This is a genomic window from Psychrobacillus sp. FSL H8-0484, from assembly GCF_038005325.1.
Classification (GTDB): Bacteria; Bacillota; Bacilli; order Bacillales_A; family Planococcaceae; genus Psychrobacillus.
On sequence record NZ_JBBOSZ010000001.1, the window covers coordinates 2,730,669 to 2,756,495 of the forward strand.

Annotated in this window: 23 protein-coding genes, 1 other RNA gene and 2 other annotated features; of the genes, 5 read left to right on the forward strand and 19 right to left on the reverse strand. The window is 37.5% G+C overall.

What is annotated here, in order from left to right; genetic code table 11:
- Nucleotides 1–12: 12 nt before the first annotated feature.
- From MHH81_RS13305 to cymR, 12 genes are all read right to left on the reverse strand, one after another.
- A complete protein-coding gene (locus MHH81_RS13305; protein WP_340922006.1) occupies nt 13–942 on the reverse strand; it encodes a peptidase U32 family protein in 930 nt (309 codons plus the stop codon).
- A 5-nt stretch (nt 943–947) separates the two neighbouring features.
- On the reverse strand, nt 948–1,583 hold the full coding sequence (locus tag MHH81_RS13310; RefSeq protein WP_340922007.1) for an O-methyltransferase: 636 nt from the start codon (nt 1,581–1,583) through the stop codon (nt 948–950).
- 162 nt (nt 1,584–1,745) lie between these two features.
- A complete protein-coding gene (gene mltG, locus MHH81_RS13315; protein WP_340922009.1) occupies nt 1,746–2,864 on the reverse strand; it encodes an endolytic transglycosylase MltG in 1,119 nt (372 codons plus the stop codon).
- A gap of 109 nt (nt 2,865–2,973) precedes the next feature.
- The gene (locus tag MHH81_RS13320) at nt 2,974–3,267 is read right to left on the reverse strand and encodes a DUF1292 domain-containing protein (RefSeq protein ID WP_340922011.1); all 294 of its coding nucleotides are present in this window, start codon (nt 3,265–3,267) and stop codon (nt 2,974–2,976) included.
- Between the two features lie 11 nt (nt 3,268–3,278).
- The gene (ruvX, locus tag MHH81_RS13325) at nt 3,279–3,698 is read right to left on the reverse strand and encodes a Holliday junction resolvase RuvX (RefSeq protein WP_340922013.1); all 420 of its coding nucleotides are present in this window, start codon (nt 3,696–3,698) and stop codon (nt 3,279–3,281) included.
- A 2-nt stretch (nt 3,699–3,700) separates the two neighbouring features.
- Nucleotides 3,701–3,967: an IreB family regulatory phosphoprotein gene (locus MHH81_RS13330; protein WP_053588802.1), complete on the reverse strand. Its 267-nt coding sequence runs from the start codon at nt 3,965–3,967 to the stop codon at nt 3,701–3,703.
- A 75-nt stretch (nt 3,968–4,042) separates the two neighbouring features.
- The gene (alaS, locus tag MHH81_RS13335) at nt 4,043–6,676 is read right to left on the reverse strand and encodes an alanine--tRNA ligase (RefSeq protein WP_340922015.1); all 2,634 of its coding nucleotides are present in this window, start codon (nt 6,674–6,676) and stop codon (nt 4,043–4,045) included.
- Between the two features lie 80 nt (nt 6,677–6,756).
- Nucleotides 6,757–6,970: a binding site (T-box leader), on the reverse strand.
- A gap of 36 nt (nt 6,971–7,006) precedes the next feature.
- Nucleotides 7,007–9,424 carry an SF1B family DNA helicase RecD2 gene (recD2, locus tag MHH81_RS13340; protein ID WP_340922017.1) on the reverse strand — a complete coding sequence of 806 codons (2,418 nt, stop codon included), beginning with the start codon at nt 9,422–9,424 and terminating at the stop codon, nt 7,007–7,009.
- A gap of 142 nt (nt 9,425–9,566) precedes the next feature.
- A complete protein-coding gene (locus MHH81_RS13345; RefSeq protein ID WP_340922019.1) occupies nt 9,567–10,223 on the reverse strand; it encodes a tetratricopeptide repeat protein in 657 nt (218 codons plus the stop codon).
- 14 nt (nt 10,224–10,237) lie between these two features.
- Nucleotides 10,238–11,350: a tRNA 2-thiouridine(34) synthase MnmA gene (gene mnmA, locus MHH81_RS13350; RefSeq protein WP_340922021.1), complete on the reverse strand. Its 1,113-nt coding sequence runs from the start codon at nt 11,348–11,350 to the stop codon at nt 10,238–10,240.
- A 32-nt stretch (nt 11,351–11,382) separates the two neighbouring features.
- Nucleotides 11,383–12,513: a cysteine desulfurase family protein gene (locus MHH81_RS13355; protein ID WP_340922024.1), complete on the reverse strand. Its 1,131-nt coding sequence runs from the start codon at nt 12,511–12,513 to the stop codon at nt 11,383–11,385.
- 10 nt (nt 12,514–12,523) lie between these two features.
- Nucleotides 12,524–12,946, reverse strand: coding sequence for a cysteine metabolism transcriptional regulator CymR (gene cymR / locus MHH81_RS13360; protein WP_340922026.1), 423 nt, complete (start codon nt 12,944–12,946; stop codon nt 12,524–12,526).
- Nucleotides 12,947–13,093: 147 nt separating this feature from the next.
- Here cymR and MHH81_RS13365 point away from each other — a divergent pair, with 147 nt between their 5' ends.
- Nucleotides 13,094–14,380, forward strand: a complete 1,287-nt coding sequence (locus MHH81_RS13365; RefSeq protein WP_340922028.1) for a replication-associated recombination protein A — start codon at nt 13,094–13,096, stop codon at nt 14,378–14,380.
- A gap of 543 nt (nt 14,381–14,923) precedes the next feature.
- Here the strand turns inward: MHH81_RS13365 and MHH81_RS13370 are convergent.
- From MHH81_RS13370 to ssrS, 3 genes are all read right to left on the reverse strand, one after another.
- A complete protein-coding gene (locus MHH81_RS13370) occupies nt 14,924–15,118 on the reverse strand; it encodes a hypothetical protein (protein WP_340922029.1) in 195 nt (64 codons plus the stop codon).
- A gap of 67 nt (nt 15,119–15,185) precedes the next feature.
- Entirely contained in the window at nt 15,186–15,947 is a 762-nt protein-coding gene (locus tag MHH81_RS13375; RefSeq protein ID WP_340922031.1) for a tRNA threonylcarbamoyladenosine dehydratase, read from the reverse strand.
- Nucleotides 15,948–16,039: 92 nt separating this feature from the next.
- Nucleotides 16,040–16,224: non-coding RNA, 6S RNA (gene ssrS, locus MHH81_RS13380), on the reverse strand.
- 299 nt (nt 16,225–16,523) lie between these two features.
- On the opposite strand from ssrS, the gene MHH81_RS13385 reads away from it, so the two are divergent.
- The 3 genes from MHH81_RS13385 (at nt 16,524) to MHH81_RS13395 (ending at nt 18,916) form a co-directional block, all read left to right on the forward strand.
- Nucleotides 16,524–17,150 carry a LysE family transporter gene (locus MHH81_RS13385; RefSeq protein ID WP_340922033.1) on the forward strand — a complete coding sequence of 209 codons (627 nt, stop codon included), beginning with the start codon at nt 16,524–16,526 and terminating at the stop codon, nt 17,148–17,150.
- Nucleotides 17,151–17,257: 107 nt separating this feature from the next.
- Nucleotides 17,258–18,499: an MFS transporter gene (locus MHH81_RS13390; protein ID WP_340922035.1), complete on the forward strand. Its 1,242-nt coding sequence runs from the start codon at nt 17,258–17,260 to the stop codon at nt 18,497–18,499.
- Nucleotides 18,500–18,658: 159 nt separating this feature from the next.
- Complete coding sequence (locus tag MHH81_RS13395; protein ID WP_340922037.1) at nt 18,659–18,916, forward strand: hypothetical protein; 258 nt, start codon at nt 18,659–18,661, stop codon at nt 18,914–18,916.
- A gap of 34 nt (nt 18,917–18,950) precedes the next feature.
- On the opposite strand, the gene MHH81_RS13400 is transcribed toward MHH81_RS13395, so the two are convergent.
- The 3 genes from MHH81_RS13400 to hisS form a co-directional block, all read right to left on the reverse strand.
- Complete coding sequence (locus MHH81_RS13400; RefSeq protein ID WP_340922038.1) at nt 18,951–19,226, reverse strand: YqhV family protein; 276 nt, start codon at nt 19,224–19,226, stop codon at nt 18,951–18,953.
- A gap of 131 nt (nt 19,227–19,357) precedes the next feature.
- Complete coding sequence (gene aspS / locus MHH81_RS13405) at nt 19,358–21,127, reverse strand: aspartate--tRNA ligase (RefSeq protein ID WP_340922040.1); 1,770 nt, start codon at nt 21,125–21,127, stop codon at nt 19,358–19,360.
- The gene (gene hisS, locus MHH81_RS13410; RefSeq protein WP_340922042.1) at nt 21,124–22,419 is read right to left on the reverse strand and encodes a histidine--tRNA ligase; all 1,296 of its coding nucleotides are present in this window, start codon (nt 22,417–22,419) and stop codon (nt 21,124–21,126) included. Before hisS ends, aspS begins: the two co-directional genes overlap by 4 nt.
- A 137-nt stretch (nt 22,420–22,556) precedes the next feature.
- Nucleotides 22,557–22,791, reverse strand: a binding site (T-box leader).
- A 114-nt stretch (nt 22,792–22,905) separates the two neighbouring features.
- On the opposite strand from hisS, the gene MHH81_RS13415 reads away from it, so the two are divergent.
- Nucleotides 22,906–24,453, forward strand: coding sequence for an SH3 domain-containing protein (locus MHH81_RS13415; RefSeq protein ID WP_340922044.1), 1,548 nt, complete (start codon nt 22,906–22,908; stop codon nt 24,451–24,453).
- 925 nt (nt 24,454–25,378) lie between these two features.
- On the opposite strand, the gene dtd is transcribed toward MHH81_RS13415, so the two are convergent.
- The gene (dtd, locus tag MHH81_RS13420; RefSeq protein WP_340922046.1) at nt 25,379–25,816 is read right to left on the reverse strand and encodes a D-aminoacyl-tRNA deacylase; all 438 of its coding nucleotides are present in this window, start codon (nt 25,814–25,816) and stop codon (nt 25,379–25,381) included.
- Between the last annotated feature and the right edge of the window lie 11 nt (nt 25,817–25,827).

Sequence of the window (25,827 nt, forward strand, 5' to 3'; positions counted from 1 at the left end):
CGATGTACGTTTTTAGTAGACGGTCTCTTTAAAGAAAAATCCAGTATCTAGTGGACGTAGTGAAGGTTGTATTTCTTCCAATTTTTTAAACAGATCTTTTTTAATTTCTTTGTATGAGGCTTTTGACTCGTAATAAGCATCAATTGCTTGACGATAATAGCTAGTTACTGTCGTTACATAAGAAGGATCATGTAAGATACCGTCAATTTTCAAGCTGTCGACCTCTGCATCTAGAAACTCTTCTAACTCATCGATCATGCACATATCATTCGGACTAAAAATATGCGTCCCATTTTCATCTTGATAAATTGGGTATTTGTTCGAACGTTCTTTGTCATGCAAAAACATATTTTTGTTGTTTACACGATTTTCTACTTCCATAGCTTTATCTTGGAATAAGAAATAATTCCCTAGTAATGGTCGTTTAGATTGGAACATACATGTCATCCCATGTACTTGCACTTCAATCTGCACATCTGCATTTTCTTTTATTTCTACTATTTCATCTAAGCTGAGTTCTCTAGCTAGTACTGCACGAGTTGCCCCGCGCTTGCCCCAATAATTCGCTGTGAAATAATTCGTAGCAGTTTGTTCTGTATTCCAATGTAGAGGAATTGTGACACCTGCTTCACGTCTAGCTATAATAATCGCCGGGTCTCCAAAAACAATTCCGTCTACGCCAATTTCCTGCAGTTTTTGCATATAAGGAACAAGTGCATCCATTTTATCATTATGAAAAAGAGCATTCATGGCAACATATATTTTTTTATTATGTTCTTTTGTTAGCATTGCTGCAACTTCTATATCTTCCAAAGTGAATTCTCCAGCAAGACGCAAGCCAAAAAATTGTTCTCCAATTAAAAATGCATCTGCTCCAGCTCTGATTAACTCCTTCATATGTTCAATACTTGCAGGAGTAACTAATAGTTCTGTTTTTTTCAATCTTTTCACCTCTTAATACTTACTAGCATTCCATCTCCAACAGGAAGGAAAGCTGTGTCATAGTCTGGATGATTCATAAGCCATTCCATAAATTGATGCTGATTGCGCACCATCGTTCGTTTACGCCTTGGCACTTCACTCATAGGTAATTCTGATAAACCATTTAACAATAAATTATCACAGTAAATAACGCCCCCATCGTGTAAAAAGGGTGCGTACTTTTCAAAGAAGTTTTTATATTGGCCTTTTGCTGCATCTATAAAAATAGCGTCAAATTTTTTATTACCTAATGATTCCGATGAAATTTCTAAAGCATCTCCAACAATTACTTGAATACGTTGTTGCAAATTTGCTCGCTCTATATAATTTTTTGCAAGTTCTGCTTTTTGTTCATCACGTTCGATAGTCACTATACTTGCTTCTTCTAATTTCATCGCCATTCGCATAGAAGAATAGCCAATAGCTGTACCAAGTTCTAAAATAGTTGAAGGTTTTTGTAAGGAAAGTAATTGAAGTAATGACTCCATTCCCATTAATTGCATAATTGGTACATGATTTTCTTTTGCGTACTGTTCCATCTCCATGAAAATGGAAGATCGAGGTTTTATTAGATCTTTTAAAAAATCATCACTTATATTCATTCCAAGCTAACCCCTTTGGGAAAATATTAACGTGCGTACCATTTATTCGGTATTAATCAAGCTACAGTCAGCGTCTTACGCATTTTCTTGTATGTAAAAAACACATCTTATAATAACATAGCAGGAGAAGGAAAGCGACATCATTCCTTCTCCTGCATTGTATTATTTTAGATATTCGTCAATTTTTTGAAGATGCTCTTCATACGTTTCGGAAAAATGGTTTTTTCCTGTTTTATCCGCAAGAAAATAAAAGTAATTTGTTGCCTCTGGATTCAAAACCGCCTCTATAGATGATTTACCTGCATTCGCAATCGGTCCAGGTGGCAACCCTTGATTTTGATAGGTATTATATGGATTATCATATTCTAAGTCTTCGAAAAGAACACGCTCTTTATGACTGCCTAATGCATATAATACCGTCGGATCTGTTTGTAATGGCATTTGAGCATCTAAGCGATTATAAAATACACTTGCAATTGTTTCTCGATCTGTCTGAGCCGTTGCTTCTTCCTCAAGTAAAGATGCAAATGTTAGTAGCCAATGGACGGATTTTTCTTCTGATTGCAAGAGATCGTAATACGAAGAAACTGTTTTTTCCGTATTCTTTATCATTGTTTCCGCAATTTCTTCTAGCGAAGGTTTTTCCTCAAAAAACGGATATGTAGCAGGATATAAATATCCTTCCAACGCATATCGAACATTTTCCGCTTTAATCTCTTCTGTTAATAAATTAGGATATTTGACCATCATTCTATCAACAAATTCATCACTTGTTACGAGATTAAAAAATTCTTCAGCCGATCTACCCGTTTTCTTCTCTACAACTTGTCCTATTTGTTCCAATGTTAAGCCCTCTGGAACAGTTAATGTAAATAGTGGTTCTCGGTAAATTTTACCGGTTTTTAAACTTTCAATAATTTCATCTAATGTCATTGCTTTTGTTAAATCATATTTTCCCGCTTGAAAATTCGATTCATTATTAAACTTTGCATAGTATTTAAATATTTTAGCATCTTTAATGACACCGTTCTTCTCTAATGTAGCAGATATACTGTCTAAACCAGATCCTATTGGTATGTCTACACTTATTAATTCCTCGGAAGTAGGATCTAAAGGCTTTAATGCGCTTGTTACATAGTTATACGTGATATAACCACCAATACCACCTACAATTAATATTACCAATGCAATTATTAACACAATTCGTCTAACAAGCTTCACTTCTTTTTTCTTTTTTTTCATTTTTTCAAACATGATCTCTTTTTTGGTTTCATTTTCCACGGGTTCTCCCCCTTTATATCCATTTCATTATACTAGATAATGGACAAAAAGAAAAAGGAGGAATGAGGAGCACCTCTTTCCATCCTTTTAAGTAGAATAACACTTACTTTTACTCTTCGTCTTCCTCTTCTTCATCTAAAAATGTATTTAACATTTCTTCGATCATATCCCATTCTGCATCTAATTCGATTGGAAGTAGGTCTCCGTCTTCCCCATCTTCATTAGGTGAGAATGATGAAGCGTGAATTTCTATTTCTTCATTTTCATCTTCTTCCGCACCAATTGGATAGTAAAGTACATATGACTTCCCGAATTCTTCTGATTCAAATGTGAATAGTACGTTACAAAGTTGCTCATTTCCGTTTTCATCTACAACTGTAATATTTTCTTGACCGTGGTCCATTTCCAGTCACCTCATCTATTTTTTCTATCAAGAAAGCCTTGTAATATCATTACTGCAGCCATCTTGTCTATCACTTGTTTCCGTTTTTTACGGCTAACATCTGCATCTATTAACATACGTTCTGCAGCCATCGTTGTCAATCTTTCATCCCACATTGTTACTGGAAAATTATATTTGTCGGTTAACATTTTTGCATATTGTTCCGATGCTTCTGCTCGGGGACCAATGGAATTGTTCATATTTTTAGGAAAACCAACAACGAATTCTTTTACTTCATGTTGTTTTACTAGTTCATCAATACGATCCAAACCAAACTCTAAATTTTCTTCGTTTATTTTTATCGTTTCAATACCTTGAGCTGTCCAGCCAAGTGCATCACTAATTGCTACGCCCACTGTTCGAGAACCGACGTCTAAACCCATAATTCGCATGCTTAAGCCTCATTATTTTTTTTGATATAGAACTTCACTAGCTCTTCTAGAATTTCGTCTCGTTCTAACTTTCGTATCATGTTCCGTGCATCTTGGTGGCGAGGAATATAAGCTGGATCACCAGATAGTAGATAGCCTACAATTTGATTGATAGAATTATACCCTTTTTCTTCTAGTGCAGAGTGAACTTGTAGCATCACATGTTTAACTTCTTGTTCCATAGATTCTTCAGGGAAATTAAATTTCATCGTCTTATCAAATGAGCTCATGATCAGCACCTCGCTTTCGATTTTGGTAGGTAACTTTACGTATCTATACATAGTATAACCTAATTTGGAAATTGTTTAAACTGATTTGATATATTCGTAAACAGAAGTTAACGCAGCTTCTAATTTACTACCGTCTTTTGCACCAGCCATTGCAAAGTCTGGACGGCCGCCGCCTTTACCTCCACATTGCTCCGCTACTAATTTGACGATATTTCCAGCATGATAGTTCCCACCTACTATATCTTTTGTCACGCCTGCAGAAATCAATACTTTATCCCCATCGATTGCACCAAGGACAATTACTGCTTTTTCTAATTTTTGTTTTAAATCATCCATCATTTGGCGTAATTGGTTATTATCTTTTGCATCTACTTTGACAGAAAGTACAGTTACATCGTTCACTGTTTGTGCTGAAGATAGAACAGATGATGCTTGACTATTCGCGATTTTTGCAGAAAGTGACTCATTTTCTTTTTGTACATTTTTTAATTCTTGTAACGTTTGTGCTACTTTTGAAGTCAAATCTTTCGATTGAGCCTTCAATAAATTCGATGCTTCTGCTAATATCTGTTCTTCTTCTTTTACAATTTCAAAAGCACCTTTTCCAGTGACAGCCTCAATACGTCGAGTACCTGCTCCAATTCCACTTTCGGAAAGAATTTTAAAGAATCCAATTTCCGAAGTGTTTTTCACATGAACACCGCCGCAAAGCTCTAGTGAGAAAGTCCCCATTTGTACAACACGAACAATATTGCCATATTTTTCACCAAATAAAGCCATAGCGCCCATTTTCTTCGCTTCATCAATATTATGGTATCCAGTTACTACCGGTATATTATCCCACACTTTTTCATTTACTATGCGTTCAATTTTCTCTAACTCGTCTTTTGTTACTTGTCCAAAATGTGAAAAGTCAAAACGTAAGCGGTCTGGCCCAACATAAGAACCAGCTTGGTTTACATGTGTTCCTAACACATCTTTTAATGCTTGGTGCAGTACATGTGTAGCTGAGTGATTTTTAATCGTATGACCTCGTAGTGCTTGATCTACCGTTGCCACTACTTCTGCATCTGCAATCATTTCACCAGATTCAATTACTACGGTGTGTAAATTTTGTCCATTCGGAGCTTTTTGAACATCTTTCACAAAACCTCTAAATGTATCATTTCCAATCATTCCATGATCCGCTATTTGACCACCGCTCTCTGCGTAGAAAGGAGTTTGAGATAAAACTACCTTCACTTCATCCCCTTCATGAGCAGTTTTCACTAGTGCTTGACCAAGAACGATCGATGTAATAGTAGTCTTAACGCTTAATGTATCATACCCTACAAATTCACTTTCATCGTGAATATTGCCGAACACCTCTGATTGTACTTGCATAGAGTCCACATTTTGACGAGCAGCACGAGCACGTGCGCGTTGAGCTTCCATTTCTTCTTTGAATCCTTCATGGTCGACCGTCATATTTGCTTCTTCCGCATATTCTTCCGTCAATTCAATCGGGAAACCATACGTATCATATAGCGTGAAAGTAGTTGTTCCAGGAATAAATGACTCCCCTTTTGCACGTTGATCTTCTATTACTTTTTCTAGAATAGAAAGACCATCGTGAAGTGTTTCATGGAAACGTTCTTCCTCTGTTTTTATAACGCGCATAATAAAATCTTTTTTTGCTGTTACTTCTGGATAGAAATCTTCCATGATTTCTCCAACAACTGGAACAAGCTCATATAAAAATGGTTTATCAACACCAAGTTGTTTTGCAAATCGAACAGCACGACGAAGTAATCTTCGAAGTACATATCCTCTTCCTTCGTTCGAAGGCAACGCGCCGTCACCAATCGCAAAAGCTACTGTACGAATATGGTCTGCAATTACTTTGAAAGCAGTGTCATCCTCATTGTTTTCACGATATGATTTGCCAGAAATCGCTTCCGTTTGACGAATAATCGGTATAAATAAGTCTGTATCAAAGTTCGTCGGAACATTTTGAACAACACTTGCCATACGTTCTAAGCCCATTCCTGTATCAATGTTTTGCTTTGGTAGTGGAGTGTACGTATGATCTGGATTATGGTTGTATTCCGAGAATACTAAATTCCAAATTTCTAAATAACGCTCATTTTCTCCACCTGGATACAATTCAGGGTCATTTAAATCATTCCCGTATGATTCACCGCGATCATAGAAAATTTCGGAGTTTGGACCACTTGGACCTTCTCCAATATCCCAGAAGTTTCCTTCTAAACGAATAATTCTCTCCTCTGGAATACCAATTTCGTCTCTCCAAATAAGATATGCTTCTTCGTCTTCAGGATGAATCGTAATGGATAATTTTTCTTTTTCAAAAGCCACCCAGTTTTCATCCGTTAAAAATTCCCAAGCCCAGTGAATAGCCTCTTTTTTAAAGTATTCTCCGATAGAGAAGTTTCCAAGCATTTCAAAGAAAGTATGATGTCTTGCTGTTTTCCCTACGTTTTCGATATCATTTGTACGTATCGATTTTTGAGCATTTGTAATACGTGGATTTTCTGGTACAACACGACCATCAAAATATTTTTTTAATGTTGCTACACCACTATTAATCCAAAGTAAAGATGGATCATTGATTGGTACGAGGGGAGCTGATGGCTCTTGTGTGTGTCCTTTTTCAATAAAAAAGTCTAAATACATTTGTCTAATTTGAGCACCTGTTAATTGTTTCATGTAAATTCCTCCTAATTTAAATGTGAATTACGCCTGAAAGATACATATTTTAGGGAAATAAAAAAAAGCCCTCATCCCAAAAAAGGGACGAAAGCTATGATTTCGCGGTACCACCCTAGTTACACGCTGGATTTTGCCCAATGTGTCTCTCAAGAAGCCTTAACGCGGCTATACGGCAAGTATTAATTGCACTCAAGAGTAGCTTTCCTAATTGTTGGGCTCTGTGGATTCTTCCAGCCAAGGAATCCTTCTCTAGTCAGGTAACAATAGTACTTTCTCCGTCATCATTTTCGTTTATGCAATTGATTATAGAAAACTATTTGCATTGTGTCAATTGTCTGCATCCAAAAATTGATATGGCGTTATACCATTCATACCGATTAATGGATCAATTACATGGTAATTATCAGCGGTTAGGTAAGTAGCTTCTACCAAAACTTCAGTAGAATCTTCCTTCACTATTTCCGACTGTTCCTCTGATAGATCTTCCCTCACCGTTAATCGGTTCTTTAAAGTGGTTAATCGTTGGAGATCATCCGTTCTCTCTACACCAAACTTAAATACTTCCGGTTCTCCACATAATATTAAAAAGTTTTTTGCTCTTGTAATACCTGTATACAATAAGTTTCGACGAAGCATTTTCATGTAACTTCTTGTCACTGGCATAATAACCGTTTGAAACTCACTACCTTGAGATTTATGAACCGAACAGCAATAAGCTAATGTAATTTGGTTCAAATCATTTTTTTCATAAGTCACTTCATTGCCATCAAACGAAATGACGAGCATTTCTTTCTTTTCAACTGTTTCAGCGGCTTTAAAAATACTTACAACTTCACCCATATCGCCATTAAACACATTACTTTCCGGCTGATTCACAAGCTGCAATACTTTATCACCAATTCGATAAATCGTATCTCCGAATACCATCTCTTTACGTTTGCCATCTGTATTAGGATTAACCATTTCTTGCATCATCTTATTTAACGCATCTATTCCAGCAGGCCCTCGGTACATCGGGGCAAGTACTTGAATATCTCGAATGGAATGACCTTTTGAAAGTGCACTTTTCAACACTTGTTCCACTACTTTAGGAATTTGTTCAGCGGAAGCTTTAATAAATGAACGGTCACTTGTTTTGTCCAATAAAGTTGACGGCACCGATCCTTTTTTCATGTCGTGTGCTAGTTCAATAATGGAAGATCCTTCCGACTGTCGATAAATATCTTTTAGTTCTACTGTTGGAATTCGTTTAGAAGCTAATAAATCCTTTAATACTTGTCCAGGACCAACGGGTGGTAATTGATCTTGGTCGCCAACAAAAATAACTTGGGCGTCTTTTGGAATTGCTTTTAAAAGTTGGTGTCCTAGCCATGTATCGAGCATTGACGTTTCATCAATAATGACTAATTTCCCCTCAATTTCTTTTCCTTCCACATCGGCATCTTCCTGCCCTGTGAACCCTAATAAGCGGTGTATTGTCATGGCAGGTAACTCGGTGGACTCACTTAATCGTTTGGCTGCCCTCCCAGTAGGAGCGGCCAAAACAATAGGAAATGGCTTTTTGTCTTTCGCCCATTCCTTTGGATCCAAAGAAAGTCCATGAAGTTCAGCATATAATTCTACAATTCCTCTAACAACTGTCGTTTTCCCGGTACCTGGGCCCCCTGTGAGTAAAGTAATACTAGAATTTAGAGCGGTTTCAATTGCCTTTATTTGTGTCGCAGCATATTGCACACCTAAACGTTCTTCCAATCCACCCAACTGCTTTTTCATCTCCGCTAGTGGAAATTTATGATGGGTATCATTCTCTCCAAGTAACGTTTCGATTTTGGAGCTTATGCCCACTTCTGAAAAATAAAGAGAAGGGATATAAAAACGATTTACTTCTCCTACAATGCGGCTTTCCTCCGATAATTCAATACAACATTTCGTTATTGCTTCAAACGGAATTTCTTCCCGCTGTGCGCTTTCTAGCAACCTCTTGACGGATTCTAATAGTTGCTCAGCATACATATATACATGCCCTTCGCTTAAGGATGCTGATTGTATTAAATGATAAATAGCGGCTTTGATTCGATCAGGATGATTTCCTTGAATACCAAGTTTATACCCCAGTTCATCTGCACGAACAAATCCTACCCCTTCTACTTCTTCTATTAATCGGTATGGATTTTTCGTCAGTACTACTATTGTTTCTTCTCGGTATGCCTGATATATTTTCATGGCGATTTGTGGTCCAAAGCCCCATTCATTCAGCTGGATCATTACTTTTTCTAAACCGAGGTTTTGCTCTAGCACCGCTCGCAAAGTTTGTTTTTTATCTTCCCCGAGTTTTGGAATCACATCTAATGCAGCTGGATCATCCAGAATTTTATTTATCGCATTTTGACCTAGTTTTTTCACGATTTGTTCTGCTGTTTTTCGTCCAATACCGGGGAACATATCACTGGATAAATAATGGACGATTCCTTGTTCCGTAGCAGGAACCTCTTTTTGAAAAGTCTCCACTTGGAACTGGACTCCATATTTAGGGTGATTTTTAATAAGTCCAGTGAATTTATATGCTTCTTCTAGAACAAGTGAGGGGAAATAACCAGTTACGATGATTTCTTTGTCTGTATATGTAGTATTAGTAGATTTTACTTTTAATTTAATAATAGAAAATAGGTTTTGAGGATTATGAAAAATAGAGACGATAGGACGACCCGTTATAAACTGTTTTTCATTGTTCATTTCGCTTATCATGCTACCGCCTCCAATTAATATAAATCAAATTCGCCTTGGCGTAATTGGTCCAGATTTTGCATCGAACTTGTTCGATGATCTCCCTTCAAAATCTGTGACATCCGCCTGAGGCATTAACTTAATTCAGCAGAGTCTGAATAAGTTAATTGCGAAGAGCAATCATGTCGTACACATATCGTGCTTGATCATAATTGGGTTGAATCGTAAATGCTTCTTTTAAGTGCTTAAGAGCAGCTTCCGTATCCGATGTTGAAACAGCGTATAAAACGCCTAAATTGTAATGAGCGTCAGCATTTTCTGGATCAGCCTCTATAATTTCTTTAAAGACAGGTTCCGCTTGTTCAAACATTTCCATGCTCGCTAGCGCAATACCGTATGTTAGTTTAATTTGTATATCTGATGCATCTAATTCATATGCGCGCTGTAGGTATGGTAAGGCAAGCTTGGTATGACCTTCTTTATCAAAGCTTTTTCCTAGCATGAAATACGCATCTGGACCTTCAATTCCATTAGAAATCGCTTTTTCATATAATTTGGCTGCTTCTGCGTAGCGCTCATCATTATAGTATAAATTTGCTAAACTATAAAATGCCGTCGCCGCTTGTTCATCTAATGTAATAGCTTTTTGAAAGAATCGTTCTGCACGTTCGTTTTCATTCATGGAAGCAAGAAGATTCCCAAAGTTAATATACCCAATTGCTTCTTCTGGGCTTTCTTCAATTGCTTTTGTAAATAGCTCCATTGCTTTTTCATAATTTTCTTCTTGAATCGCTTGGATACCTAATTCATTATAATTCATGTTTATAACCTCCATTAACCAACGTAATCCAGTTTTAGTCCATCTTTGAACACTTCATCAATCGTTGCTCCACCTAGACATTCGTCTCCTTGATAGAAAACAACCGCTTGGCCTGGTGTTATTGCGCGAACTGGCTGATTGAATGTGACAAGTACTCTATCTTCAGATAGCAATTCTACATGAACTCCTACATCTTCCTGGCGGTAACGGAATTTAGCCGTACAATTAAATGATTTTGGTTTTTCTAGCGTCGTTGTGAAAGATAAATCCGTAGCTGTTAGGCTTGTCGAAAACAATGCATCGTTATTGATATTTTGTCCAACTAATAATACATTTCGTTCTAAATCTTTGCCGATGACGAACCATGGATCACCTGAACCACCAATTCCTAAACCATGACGCTGTCCTATTGTGTAGTACATTAATCCATCATGTTTACCCATTGGTTTCCCATCCATTGTTTCCATCACACCTTGTTGGGCAGGTAAATACTGACCTAAAAACTCTTTAAAGTTTCTTTCGCCAATAAAGCAAATGCCAGTAGAATCTTTTTTCGTTGCAGTTGCAAGATCTTGTTCTAAGGCAATTTCACGCACTTTTTTCTTTTCCAAGTGACCAATTGGGAACATTACTTTCTCTAATTGCTCTTGATTCAATTGATTTAAGAAATACGTTTGGTCTTTATTATTGTCTTTTCCTCGTAGCATGCGAGTTTGTCCATCACGAACTTCCACCTGTGCGTAGTGGCCAGTTGCCAAATAGTCTGCCCCAAGCGCTAATGCATGATCTAAAAATGCTTTAAATTTAATTTCTTTATTACACATTACATCAGGGTTTGGAGTTCTTCCTGCTTTATATTCCTCTAAGAAGTACGTGAACACTTTATCCCAATACTGCTTTTCAAAATTCACTGCGTAATAAGGGATACCTATCTGATTACACACTTTAATAACATCTTCATAGTCATCTGTTGCAGTACAAACACCGTTTGCATCCGTATCATCCCAGTTTTTCATGAAAATACCGATTACATCATACCCTTGTTCTTTTAACAAATAAGCTGCGACCGAAGAGTCTACTCCCCCGGACATTCCAATAACTACACGTGTATCTTCTATTTTTTTCACTTATATTCACTCATTTCGATTATTCGTTCAAACTACAGAATAATTTTACTTATTTTAGTTGCAGCATCTATTACTTGCTGCTCTGTATTGTTTAATCCAAAACTAAATCGGACAGAATTTCGAAGCTCTGGTGTATTTTCACCGAACATAGCTACTAGCACATGAGAAGGATCGATTGAACCGGCTGTACATGCAGAACCACTTGAAGCATCAATTCCCGCTAAATCCAGTTGTACTAAAAATGTTTCCACATCTGTTTTTGGTATGCTAACGTTCAATACATGAGGCAAAACGTAATCTGTTGATCCATTAATAGTGAACTGAACGCCCTTATTTCCAAGCTCGTTTAAGAAAGCTTTTTTTAACTGTTGATAATGACTAATACTATCTTTAAAACTGGATTGTTTTAATTCAACAGCTTTCGCAAATGCAACGACTGCAGGAACATTTTCCGTACCCGCACGCTTCTTACGTTCTTGTTGACCACCATAGAATAGTGGTTTTAAGAAAATACCTTTTCGTTGAAATAAAAAGCCAATTCCTTTTGGACCATTGATCTTGTGACTAGAAACACTCAGTAAATCGATGTGTAATGCTTGTACATCAATAGAAATACTTCCGTAAGCTTGTACGGCATCTGTATGGAAATAAGCTGGATGATCTACTAATAAATCTCCAATTTCTTGAATTGGTTGAATCGAGCCGACCTCATTATTAGCATACATAACAGAAACTAATATAGTATCTTCTCGAAGTGAATTTTTCAAGTCATCGACATTAATCAGTCCATCTTTGTTTACAGGTAAGTAAGTAACTTCAAATCCATCACGCTCTAACTGTTCACATGCATGTAGCACAGCATGATGTTCAATTTGAGTCGTAATAATATGTTTCCCTTCATTCATTCGCGCATAAGTTGTACCAAAAATAGCGTAATTATCGGCTTCCGTTCCACCACTAGTAATCGTTATTTCGGTCTCATGTGCACCAATACTTGATGCAAGAATAGTTCTTGCTTCATCAAGTTTTTTTCTTGCACTTCTACCAGTTTGATGTATGCTTGATGCATTTCCAAACACTTGATTTAACTCATCCGTGAACGTTTTAATTACTTCTTCAGCCATTGGCGTTGTAGCAGCATGGTCTAAATATATTCTAGTCATTGTAAACTCCTTAAATATAAAACATATATCCAGGGTCTTCTGGATTTTCTTCTGAATATTCCGCTAAATCTTCAATCGTTGTTGTGTCTAACACGTTTTTCACTGCGTCACGAATACGCAACCATAATTCGCGTTGGGGTGGCGCCTCCTCATCAATACCTTCTACGATTTGAATTGGCCCCTCCAAAACTCGAATTACATCACCCGTTGTGATCTCATTCGGTGCTTTTGATAGCATATACCCTCCATAAGCTCCACGCACACTTTTAACAAGTCCTGCATTTCGAAGAGGAGATACAATTTGTTCTAAGTATGCTTCTGATAAATTATGCTCTGCTGCTATTTGACGAAGTGCGATTGGTCCTTGTCCACATTGTTTTCCTAACGCAACCATAATCGTTAGTCCATAGCGGCCTTTTGTTGAAAATTTCAATATATTCCACCTCTTTAGTTATCAATTTCAGTTAAAAATTCTTTCCCTAGTATAGCATAGTTACTGGTTCGAGCGACTTCAAAATGACTTTTTAAACAATGTTCTATATAATAAAAGAACAAATGTACGAATGAAGGAGTGATCATTTTGAACAACGAACCTTTAGCCTATCGCATGAGACCTCAAACTATAGATGAACTCGCTGGACAGCAGCATGTTATTGGAAAAAATACAGCGTTATATAAAATGATTAAAAACGGTCATGTTCCCTCCATGCTTCTTTATGGCGACCCAGGGGTTGGTAAAACTTCTCTTGCATTTGCTATTGCAGGAACGACCAAGCTCCCTTTTGTGGCATTAAACGCAACAAAAGCAGGTAAAAAAGATGTGGAAGATGTGGTTGCAGATGCTCGTATTAGCGGAAAAGTCATTTTGTTTTTAGATGAAATACATCGCTTCAACAAATTGCAGCAAGATACACTTTTGCCACATGTTGAAAATGGTTCAATTATATTAATTGGAGCGACAACTGAAAATCCATTTCACGATGTGAATCCGGCAATTCGTTCTCGTTGTGGAGAGATAAAGCAGCTAAAGCGTCTTACAACAGAAGATGTAGATATGCTTTTAAAAAGAGCCTTACTTGATAAAGAAAAAGGGCTTGGTCAAACATCCATACATATTACCGATGAACAGCGATTAAAAATTGCAGATGCTGCAAATGGTGATGCCCGAAAAGCATTAACTCTATTAGAATCAACTATATTTGCAAGCTTTGAGGAAGATGGAGCCACAAAGGTAGAAGACGCCACACTTAAGAGCTTAATTGATCGTGTAGGCGTTTTTGGAGATAAAAAAGGGTCTCACTTTTATAATCTATTATCTGCCTTACAAAAATCTGTTAGGGGCAGTGACACGGACGCTGCACTTTATTATTTAGCCCATTTACTTGAAAATGGAGATTTAGTAGCTGTTTCTAGAAGACTGCTCGTGATGAGTTATGAGGATATCGGCCTTGCTAACCCATCTGTTGGGTCACAAGTGCTTGCTGCCATACAAGCGGCTGAACGACTTGGTCTCCCAGAAGCGCGTATTCCTTTAGCGAATGCCGTTGTTTTAATGTGCTTGTCCGAAAAATCTAATTCCGCTTATGCTGCTCTCGATGCGGCAATTGCTAGTATTCATCAAGGAAAAACGGGTGACATTCCAAGTCATTTAAAAGACACTCATTATGCCGGTGCAACGGAGCTTGGTCACGGAGGCTATATTTATCCGCACGATCATAAAATTGGCACCTTCGGGGGATGGGTTAATCAAACGTACTTGCCCGACAGTCTCATTGGCACGAAATTTTATAAACCAATCGAAGCGGGTGAAGAAAAACGTCTCGCAGCTATTTATAACCGATTAGAGAAGTTTAAAATGGAGAAATAAGGAAAATGCAATGCGCCACCTTTTAAAAAGGCGGATCATCTTAAATGAAGTTTTTTTGGAGCACTTGTTCTCAATCTTTCCAGATTGCTTTGGACAGACTTTTACTACATCATAACCGTAGGGAAGTTAAAGTCGAGGGAAGTAACAGACGTCACTTCCCTCGACTCTTTTTTCGGTCATCTTGGGGCGGTCGTCTGTCCGTCGCTCTCCTGTAACTTTTGGAGACATGTTACTTTTGGATTGGATAATAGAGAATTAATTCTATCCTACAAATAAATTAAGCTCCCGAAGATACAATTTCGGGAGCTATGTTGCTGCTTTATAAGAGGAATGCTATCTATTTTTCTGTCATTGTATTTATGAAGCTTATGAGAAACAAAATAAATTTCTGAAGACAAAAAAACCAGTCTACGTTATAGATAGACTGGATTCTTTAGGGTTAAACACCCATTTTTCTTCTTGTATTACTCACTTTCTTCGTTGTGCTCCTGCGCAAAGCTCGTCGCAGACTGTATAGATAATACTATCTATACACAAATACTTTTAGACACCCATTTTACGTCTTGTATTACTTACTTTCTTGGTTTGCTGGCTTTTCATTTTTTGGTTGCCAGCAGTGCCGTTACCTTGTGATTTTCCGCCCGAAGCTTGGTTTTTCTTTTCTTCTAGCTTTTGTTTCACCGCTTCTTGTAAAGTCATTTTCTTTTTTGTTTGTTCTTGATTTGTAGATTCCGTCATTTTATTTCCACCTCATTCATAAGTTATGTAATTTTAGTATAAATGATAAGGAAAAAACTGCAACAAATTACTGTACTCGATTAATCGTAATGTCCTTTGTAATATCATTAATAACCCAACTTGCGCATATTAAACCTACTACTGAAGGGACAAATGCATTGGAAGATGGTGGCATTTTTGCTTTACGAATTGCTGCATCCGGTTTTCCAACAGTTCCTACCACGTCCTCACGCACTACAATTGGACTTTCATCAGAGAATACGACTGGTATTCCCTTCGTGATGCGATCTTCCTTACGTAGTTTTGTACGAATGACTTTCGCAAGTGGATCTGTATGTGTTTTTGAGATATCGACAATTTTAAAGCGAGTTGGGTCTGTTTTATTGGCTGCACCCATACTGGAAATAATCTTAATTCCACGCTTTAAACACTCTTTCATCAAATGTATTTTGTAAATAATGGTGTCCGATGCATCAATGACATAATCAATATTCATTGCAAAAAACTGCTCATACGTTTCTTCTGTATAAAACATATGCATATCGATTACTTCACACGCAGGATTTATATCTGCAATTCGTTCTTTCATTACTTCCGATTTCGAGCGACCAACAGTTGACATATAAGCCACTAGTTGACGATTAATATTTGTAATATCAACATTATCTTTATCTACCAAAATAATACGTCCTACCCCACTTCTCGCGCAAGCCTCAGCCGCGAAAGAACCAACTCCTCCAACACCTAAAATAGCGACAGTCGTATTTCTTAATAAATCGACACCTTCTGTACCAATCGCAAGTTCATTTCTAGAAAATTGATGTAACAATTTAATTCACTCCATTAATATCAAATTAGTAGGAATAATACCCAAGAAAAAACCTCCAGCAAAAACTGCTAGAGGATATTTAAAAATTTTAGACGAATCCCAATCGTGCCGACACATAAAGCGTATCGTTTTGAACCCGCATATAGCAGGTGGGTGTCCTCTTTATTACTTCTGACGTCCCAATGAAAGGCATGTCATTCATAATAAAAGTTAGACTCCCGACGATATAATTGTTCGGTCAAAACTGATTGGCATGAAGCGAACACATCAGGATTCGTATTACTTGTATGATAGCATATGGATTTATAAACTTCAATTATTTTATCGCATTATAATTATACTATTCTGAATATTTTAATGTAGGAATAAATACTCAAAGTATTAATCCATAGCGGGTTCTTTCTCCAATAAGTCGCTTGTGAAAATGAGTAAATGAATTATCCTATGTGCCAAAGAATTTAAATATACTAGAGTTCACTTTAAAAAAAGTCCATGAAAAATTAACTTGGAAGTAGTCGTACAACCTGTCTTTGTTGAATATTATGCAAAGACACGATATTTACGGAGGGCTCCCTTATGAATTCCCTAATTACCTACTTCATCTTAGGTGTTTCATTAGCAGCACCGATAGGCCCTGTTAAGGCGACCTTATTAAATACAGGTATTAAGAATGGATTTTTTCATGCTTGGTTTTTTGGTCTTGGTGCTATCGCAACCGACATCCTTTACATGTTAATGGTATATTTCGGAGTCGGACAATTTATCGATAATCCGTTTATGAAAACATTCTTATGGTCCTTTGGTTTTTTTGTTCTTATGTATACAGGAATAGAAAATTTACTGACACTCCATACTATTTCGATGGATCCAAAATTTCGCAAAGTAATTCGTCTGAGACACTCATTTTTAGCTGGCTTTCTCTTGGCACTTCTAAATCCATTGACCATCCTTTTTTGGTTGGGTATATATGGTTCTATCTTAGTAGGAGGCGGCGGTTCTTTAACGGGATTTGAAGTGATTTTATTTAGTATAACTATTTTACTTGGCATTACATTAGTGGATTTAACTATGGCAACTATATCCAGTGGTTCACGTAAATTATTGTCGAATTCGTTTTTAAAAACTATTTCTATTATATCTTCTATTTCCATGATTGGTTTTGGAATTTATTTTGGCATCCAAGCTTATCATTCCTTATTTTAACTCTTTATAAATTTACATAATTTTTAAATCGTTCCTTTTCCTAAATGCATAAAAACAATAGGTAAGGTAAACATACCTTTAATAATTGATGTTATTGAGGTGTGTTTATGGAAAAGACAGATCAAAGTGAAAATATCGTTAGCAAGTGGTGTATTATTAGTTTGGCCTCTATTCCGCTTGTTATGACACTTGGAAATTCTATGCTTATTCCAGTCCTACCAGTTTTGGAAGAAAAGGTCGGGATCAGTTCTTTTCAATCTAGCATGATTATTACGAGTTATTCGGTTGCAGCTATCATTCTCATCCCTGTTGCGGGCTATTTATCCGACCGTTTTGGAAGGAAAATGGTTATCTTACCTAGTTTGATTCTTGCATTAATCGGAGGTCTCATTGCCGGCTTTGCTTCCTGGAAAATGGATAACCCATTTACATGGATCATTATAGGACGCATATTACAAGGTGTTGGGGCTTCTGGAGCTATGCCTATTGTTTTGCCACTTGTGGGCGATTTATTTAAAGGGGACGATGAAAAAACAAGCTCTACTTTAGGAATTATTGAAACATCCAACACGTTCGGAAAAGTGTTAAGCCCTATTCTAGGTTCAGCGTTTGCCGCTCTATTATGGTTTTTGCCTTTCTTCTCCATTTCTATATTTAGTTTAATTTCTATTGCCCTTATTTTTTTCTTTGTAAAAGCACCGAAGGAAGAAGATGAGCCCGTAAAGTTAAAAGACTTTTTAAGAAATATAAAAAAAACATTTAAGCAGGAAGGAAAGTGGTTATTTTCCGTTTTCCTAAATGGAATCTTTGTTATGTTTATATTATTCGGCGTACTTTTCTTTTTATCCGAGAATCTTGAAAAAGTACATCATATTAAAGGAATAAAAAAAGGATTTGTACTAGCCATTCCTCTTTTATTACTATGTATAGCGTCTTTTATTACGGGCCGAAAAATTAAAGGTGAATTGTCTACGATAAAAAAATTAATAGTCTTTTGTTTGATAATTGTTTCCGCAAGCGTCGTTTTTGTTGGGTTTACCAAAGAAAAACTTATACTTTTGTTAGTAGTAACTAGTATCGTGGGTATTGCAATTGGCGCAATACTGCCTGTACTTGACGCCATCATCACAGAAAATATACAAAAGGAAGAGAGAGGAACCGTTTCTTCGTTTTACAGCTCTGCCAGATTTATTGGTGTTGCTGCAGGTCCTCCAGTTATGTCTCTTGTAATGACAGACTATCTTAATGTCACCTATATTTCCTCTGGTATACTGGGTCTTGTCCTTTTATTCATTGTGTTTAAGTGCGTAAAGGTAGATGAAATAGATCAAAAGAAAAATTCTGCATAGAAAAATGAAAGGGGCTGTCCCTAAAGTCATACATTGACTGAGAGATGGTCCCTTTTCCAATGTATTGATTTTCGTTCCAGACGGACGCTATCCGCGGGCATGGCTTCAGTCTCCTCAGACCAACACGATGTTGGTCACAAAGGCGTTGAGGCCCACAGGATGTGGGTCATGCAATCGTTGCCGCAGGACGCGGCGATTTTAGATTGCCTTCCATTGGAGGTGGCGTTCTTATCCTTTGTTCCTTTGTTCGCTCCTGCGGGGCCTTCAGCTCACGCTATTCCCGCTGGAGTCACCGTCTTTCACTACAATCAATTGCCTACAAAAAATAGTAGTTTAATAAAAAGTATACAAAAAACAGGTGTAGAAAAAGACTCGTTTTTCTACACCTACTTCACCCTTGTACTATGTAATGATTAGGACCGAACAGTCAATGAGCTGAATCAGTCCTTTTTTATTTGGAGTTTAAGCTGAAGAGAATGAGAAATATGCCGGCAAACAGACATACTATCCGCGTCATTGAAATCTTTTCAGCTAGGCCGATCAATCCTATCCATGTTGTAACAATTAAAATAACTGGTCCAACTAAAGCAAGTAAAGTGTTGATATAAAAGGCCTTTTCCAAATCATTAAATTTTAACATAAACATTGCAGCTGTTATTTCGACACTACCGGAAAGTAACCTTAATAAAATGATAAATAGTAACGCTTTTTCAATAACTTGGACCACCGTCCCTCACAAGAATAGATACTTTTCTATTCTATGTATGGGTATTAACTTTTATCAATATAGTTTCCGTCTAATGTTATCAAAAAAACCACTCAGTAGATCGAGTGGTCCTTAGGTTATGTGAAATGCAATTATTTATTCTTTATATTTAACTTTAAACTTAGTTCCTCTAGTTGTGCATCTGCTACGGGACTTGGAGCTTGTGTTAACAAGTCACTAGCACTTGCTGTTTTCGGGAATGCAATTGTATCGCGCAAGTTTGTACTGCCAGAAAGAAGCATAACTACACGGTCCAATCCAAATGCAACACCACCATGTGGAGGAGTTCCATATTCAAATGCTTCCATTAGGAATCCAAATTGAGCTTTCGCTTCTTCATCCGTGAAACCAAGTATTTCAAACATTTTTTCTTGAACCGGTCTTGAATAAATACGCAATGATCCTCCACCAAGTTCATAACCATTTAATACTAAGTCATATGCTTGTGCACGTACTTTACTTGGATCTGAATCCATTAATGGTAGATCTTCGTCGAATGGACGTGTGAATGGATGATGTGCTGCGTAGTATCGCCCTTCTTTTTCGTCGTACTCGAATAATGGCCAGTTTACAACCCATAGGAATTCAAAGCGATTTTCATCGATTAATTCCAGCTCTTTACCAAGTTTTAAACGAAGTGCACCTAATGCATCTGCTACAACAGATTTCTTGTCTGCAACAAATAATAATAAGTCTCCTGCAGTTGCTTCTAGTGCTTCGATTAAGCCAGCTGCTGCTTCGCCTTCAAAGAATTTAGCAATAGGTCCTTTAAGGCCATCAGCATCTACTTTTAACCAAGCAAGCCCTTTTGCACCATATACTCCAGCAAATTCACCAAGAGCATCGATATCTTTTCTTGAATAGTTATCCGCTGCTCCTTTTACATTAATCGCTTTCACTTGTCCGCCAGTTTCCACAGCAGAAGCAAATACTTTAAATGCGCTATCTTTCACAAGTTCTGAAAGGTTGACTAATTCTAGACCGAAACGAACGTCTGGTTTATCAGAACCGAAACGATCCATAGCTTCATCATAGTTCATACGAAGGAATGGAATAGTTACATCGATACCTTTTACATCCTTCATGATTTTTTTCATCATACGTTCATTCATTTCCAAAATATCATCCATGGATAAGAAACTCATTTCCATATCAATTTGCGTGAATTCTGGTTGACGATCTGCACGTAAATCTTCATCACGGAAGCATCGAGCAATTTGATAATACTTTTCAAATCCAGCTACCATTAACATTTGCTTAAATAATTGTGGTGATTGTGGAAGTGCATAAAATTCTCCATCATGTACACGACTTGGAACTAAATAGTCACGAGCTCCTTCTGGTGTAGATTTTGTTAATATTGGTGTTTCCACTTCTAAAAATCCTTCGTCATCTAAGAAACGTCTCACTGTTTTAGTAATATCCGAACGCATTTTAAATGTGTCATACATCACTGGTCTTCTCAAATCTAAATAACGATATTTTAAACGAATATCTTCTCCAACTTCTGATTGATTTTCAATTGCGAATGGAGGGTTTTTCGCTTCATTAATAATAGAAACATCTGTTGCATGTACTTCAATTGCACCAGAAGGCAAGTTTGGATTTATTTGATTTGCAGCTCGCGCAATTACTGTTCCGTGCACTTCAATAATGTATTCATTGCGGAGTGTGTCTGCAATTTTAATTGCTTCTTCCGAGAATTCTGGATTAAATACAACTTGCACAAGTCCGGAACGATCTCTCACATCTACAAATATTAGTCCACCTAAGTCTCTTCGTTTTTGAACCCACCCGATTAATTGGACGGATTCACCTATATGTTGTTCATTTAATTCTCCACTTGTATGGGTTCTGTTCATTGTTCTTTTGCCTCCACCTTTGTTGTCATACTATTTTTTACTTGCTCTATCAATGAGCTAAATGGTACTAGCTGTTGGTTTCCTGTAGATAAATTTTTTAACATCACGCTTTGTTTTTCCAGTTCATCATCCCCTATTACAAGCACTAATTTTGCTTTTAGGCGATCTGCTGATTTCATTTGCGTTTTAACTTTGCGGTCTAGATAATCCATATCTGCCGTAATAGCGTTTTGACGTAATTCATGCGTAAGTTCCACCGCTTTTTTCTTCGCAGCTTCTCCCATGCCAATGACATATACATCTAACGTAGAGTTATCAGCCCAATTATTTTTTTCCGCTTCCATCGCAAGCAATAATCGTTCTATACTCATTGCAAATCCAATACCCGGAGAATCTGGTCCTCCAAGCTCTTCCACAAGGCCGTTATATCTTCCGCCTCCAGCTAAAGTTGTAATTGCGCCGAAGCCTTCTGCAACACTCATAATTTCAAATGCGGTGTGATTGTAATAATCCAAACCACGAACTAAGTTAGGATCTACTTCAAAAGGAATGTTTAAAATCGTTAAGTATTCCTTCACTTTTTCAAAATAAGCCGCCGAATCTTCATTTAAATAATCAGTTAGTGAAGGTGCAGTTTCCATTAAAGGATGTATGCGATCGATTTTACAATCCAAAATACGTAGTGGGTTTTTTTGCAATCTGTTTTGACAGTCCGAACAGAACTCCTTGATATGCGGTGCAAAGTGGTTTACTAGTGCTTCTTTGTGCGCAACTCGGCTTTCTGTATCACCTAGGGAATTAATTACGAGCTTTAATTTCTTCAAGCCTGCTTTTTGATAAACAGACATAGCAAGTGAAATAACTTCTGCATCAATTGCTGGATCTGCACTACCAATTGCTTCAATGCCAAATTGAACAAATTGGCGATATCTTCCGGCTTGTTGGCGCTCATATCGGAACATAGGTCCCATATAATACAATTTCACTGGCTGATCAGGGTAACCGAACATTTTGTGTTCCACAAATGCACGAACGGCAGAAGCTGTTCCCTCAGGTCGAAGTGTGAGTGAACGATCTCCACGATCTTGGAATGTATACATCTCTTTTTGCACGATATCAGTTGTATCTCCAACGCTTCTCGTAAATAGTTCCGTATGCTCGAATACAGGAGTTCTAATTTCTTTATATTGATACATACGGCATTGCTCTCTTATTAAATCTTCAACTACTTGCCATTTTCCCGTTTCGGATGGCAAAATATCTTGTGTTCCTCTTGGTACTTTAATATCCATTTTTCAGGACTCCTTTCAAATATAAAGATAAGGCTCTGCTAAACGACTATGTTGTTACTTGCCGAAAATATATGCTTCTAAAAAACAACAGTCTAATTTAACAGAGACAAAAAAAAAGCCCCCATCCCTTGCATATAGCAAGGGACGAGAGCTTATATAAGCTTCCGCGGTTCCACCCTAGTTGGCCAAAAATTGACCCTCTCAACTCTGGATAACGGCCAGCTCCGTTTTTGCCTACTAAAGAAATTCTTTTTCGACAAAAATCCTCTCGAATGTTGTTCACTGAGTTCGTATGTAGGAAAGATTTCAGCCACGTCTTTCCCTCTCTTGTCATCCGTTTTAAACAGCTACTTTTTCGGTCATCGGTTTGTTTTAGTTTTTGATTATACTTTATCTTAATGACGTAAATGAAATAAGTCAACCCTTTTAAATAAAAGGTAGAATTTTTTTATCAGACTATTTACAATAGGACTAGGGGTGAATCCAATGAACGATAAAATACTACATAAAATGACATTAATTTTCCTGGCTTTTATCCTACTAGTTCCAGTAATGCAGGCTAAGGCACAGGAAGAGGAAGTAACGGTGAATGTTAGTACATTGAAAGTCCGATCAGGTCCCGGCCTTACATACGACACAATCGGTGCTGTTACAAAAAACGAGAAATTAGCTGTGATTGGTAGAGAAAATGACTGGCTTCATATTAAATTTGGAAATACTACAGGATGGGTTGCTAATTGGTATACCACAAGTGAGACAGTAGAAATGACCAATAAACAAGTTGTTTCCAAGGTGAATAGGTTGAATGTTCGAACAGAACCTTCCACTTCTTCAGCCACTATTGGCCAAATAAACGAAGGAAATCAATTCATCGCATACAAATCAGAAGGAGAATGGGTGGAAATTGATTTTCAAGGCCAAAAAGGCTGGGTAAATCAATCATATATTACCCTAATTGAACAACCTTCTGCTGAGGTTAAACCAGCTCCTGCTCCTACTCCTTCTAAAGAGAAGTTATTCGTTGTGTCTGTCGATGTTTTAAATGTTCGTGCAAAAGCAGATTTATCATCTAAAAAAATAGGACAAGTAGAAAAAGGGGAACAATTTGAAATACTTTCTACAGATCATAATTGGGTACAAGTACAATTAGAAAACGGAAAAAAAGGTTGGTTGTATAGTTTTTATGGTAGATTTACGGATGTCGATGAATCACCACCATCTACTGATTCCAATGGCACCATTACAGTTCTTTATAATGGTACTAATTTGCGCTCTGATAGCGCAACAAATAGTAATGTTGTGAAAAGAGCAGATGCGGGGGAATCCTATGTTGTATTAGAATCAATCAACGATTGGTATAAAGTTGCATTGGCCGATCAATCTACTGCTTATGTAGCGAGTTGGGTGGTTTCTCCCTCTTCATCGACTAAAGGAATGAATGAAAATATACCTGAAAAAGAAGTAGAATCAGATCGGAAAAAAGGTACTTTGAATGGATTATCGATTGTCATCGATGCTGGTCATGGAGGAAATGACCGCGGTACAACTGGTGCTCTTGGGACCGATGAAAAAGGCATTACGTTATTAACAGCTGAACTACTTTCGTCCAAACTACAAGCTGCTGGCGCAAATGTGATCATGACAAGGGAATCAGACCAGTACGTTGACCTTCGTAAACGTGTTTCCATCGGCCATCAGGTTTCAGCAGATGCATTTATTAGTTTGCATTATGACGCAGTTGAAAATAGCTCTGTTCGCGGTTTTACAAGCTATTACATGCATGGTTATCAAAAGGAATTAGCTCAGTATGTGCATGATGGTCTAGCTGATATGATTTCATTAAAGGATCGTGGCACACAACCTGGTAATTATTTAGTTCTACGAGAAAATAAGCAAAAAGCCGTATTAGTTGAGCTTGGGTATTTAAGTAATCCTACGGAAGAACGAAACGTGACAACGCCAAAGTTTAGAGAACAAGCAACACATGGAATTTACAATGGAATAATCAATTACTTTGATAGCCAATTAGATTAATTTTCAGAAAAGCGCAAGCGCCCTCTAAGTACAAAACCTGTTTTGTATCGTTTTCGGAGGTCTTTGGACAGACTTATTGTTATATCATTACCGATTGATTTTTAAGAGAGGCTGGTCGTGACTGACGTCACGACCAGCCTCTCTGTTCTCGGTAATCTTATGGCGTTTGTCTGTCCGTCGTGCTCCTTCAACAGTACGAATAAGGTTAAGATCTTTTGGATAATGAGTGAAAAGATGATTTCCAACCTTTTATAAAGGAGGACAGTCTAGGAACGCGACATCGTGGTGCTCCTGCGCAAAGCTCGTCGCAAAATAAAAGAACATTTCGCAACGACTGTCTGACCCGCATCGTGCGGGCCTCCGAAGATGCAATTTCGTGTGCTCTAGTGCTCCTCTATACAATAGATGCTAACTATTTTTAGGTCATATACACTTTTACCAGTATAAGAAAATTTGCAGAAATGCTCTTCTTAAAGATTCTTGCTAGCTAACAGATCCATCCCCTCTACCTTACCTTGTATACAATCCACTGTATTTTCCTATCGTTCAAACTACCAGTGTCTTTATGCACTCAAAAACTATATACTTCCTTATCTTTTAGTTGTCCTTTCTTTTATAATTGATTTGAAAACATTTACTTGATTGCAGTGGAAGGCGGCGACTCCAGCGGGATGAGTGAGACAGATGAGACATCACAACGCACGCGCAAGCGGCGGTGATGGCACATCGCTCACCCCGCGGAAAGCGTCCGCCTGTACCGGAAATCAGCAGTAGTATTGAATCGATCTTTTTTAATCATGTTGAAAGCTCCCGAAGATGCAATTTCGGGAGCCCTTGAATTAATCTATCCTATCTACCCATGCAAATTCAAAAAAAGCTGTAATGTGAACTCTACGAGTCATTACAGCTTTTTTCATACAAATTCTTAAGCCTCTAACATGATTGTAACAGGACCATCGTTTGTAAAGGTGACGTCCATCATGGCACCAAAAACTCCAGTTTCCACGGTAAAACCTTTGTCACGAAGCTTTGTATTAAATAACTCCCATAACGGCTTTGCAATTTCTGGACGAGCCGCATCGGTAAAACTTGGTCTTCTACCTTTTCTCGTATCTGCATACAATGTAAATTGCGATACAGAAAGAATAGAACCACGAGCCTCTACGATGGAATGGTTCATCTTTCCATCCTCGTCTTCAAATAAACGCAAACCTGCAATTTTATCTGCTAAATATGTTATTTCTTTATCACTATCTGTTGTCGTTATACCTACTAAAAGTAAGTAGCCATGGTCTATTTTCCCTGTCACTTCTCCATCGACAGTGACCTTTGCATTTTTGCAACGCTGAAGCAACACTTTCATGAAAAAATAAC

Coding starts and splice junctions, on each gene's coding strand:
- MHH81_RS13345 (WP_340922019.1), bottom strand. CDS start 10,223: ATGAATTATAATGAATTAGGTATCCAAGCGATTCAAGAAGAAAATTAT.
- MHH81_RS13415 (WP_340922044.1), top strand. CDS start 22,906: ATGAACGATAAAATACTACATAAAATGACATTAATTTTCCTGGCTTTT.
- MHH81_RS13385 (WP_340922033.1), top strand. CDS start 16,524: ATGAATTCCCTAATTACCTACTTCATCTTAGGTGTTTCATTAGCAGCA.
- MHH81_RS13330 (WP_053588802.1), bottom strand. CDS start 3,967: ATGAGCTCATTTGATAAGACGATGAAATTTAATTTCCCTGAAGAATCT.
- MHH81_RS13370 (WP_340922029.1), bottom strand. CDS start 15,118: ATGACGGAATCTACAAATCAAGAACAAACAAAAAAGAAAATGACTTTA.
- MHH81_RS13320 (WP_340922011.1), bottom strand. CDS start 3,267: ATGGACCACGGTCAAGAAAATATTACAGTTGTAGATGAAAACGGAAAT.
- aspS (WP_340922040.1), bottom strand. CDS start 21,127: ATGAACAGAACCCATACAAGTGGAGAATTAAATGAACAACATATAGGT.
- dtd (WP_340922046.1), bottom strand. CDS start 25,816: ATGAAAGTGTTGCTTCAGCGTTGCAAAAATGCAAAGGTCACTGTCGAT.
- ruvX (WP_340922013.1), bottom strand. CDS start 3,698: ATGCGAATTATGGGTTTAGACGTCGGTTCTCGAACAGTGGGCGTAGCA.
- hisS (WP_340922042.1), bottom strand. CDS start 22,419: ATGGATATTAAAGTACCAAGAGGAACACAAGATATTTTGCCATCCGAA.
- MHH81_RS13310 (WP_340922007.1), bottom strand. CDS start 1,583: ATGAATATAAGTGATGATTTTTTAAAAGATCTAATAAAACCTCGATCT.
- MHH81_RS13390 (WP_340922035.1), top strand. CDS start 17,258: ATGGAAAAGACAGATCAAAGTGAAAATATCGTTAGCAAGTGGTGTATT.
- alaS (WP_340922015.1), bottom strand. CDS start 6,676: ATGAAACAATTAACAGGTGCTCAAATTAGACAAATGTATTTAGACTTT.
- MHH81_RS13355 (WP_340922024.1), bottom strand. CDS start 12,513: ATGACTAGAATATATTTAGACCATGCTGCTACAACGCCAATGGCTGAA.
- MHH81_RS13395 (WP_340922037.1), top strand. CDS start 18,659: ATGTGGGTCATGCAATCGTTGCCGCAGGACGCGGCGATTTTAGATTGC.
- recD2 (WP_340922017.1), bottom strand. CDS start 9,424: ATGATAAGCGAAATGAACAATGAAAAACAGTTTATAACGGGTCGTCCT.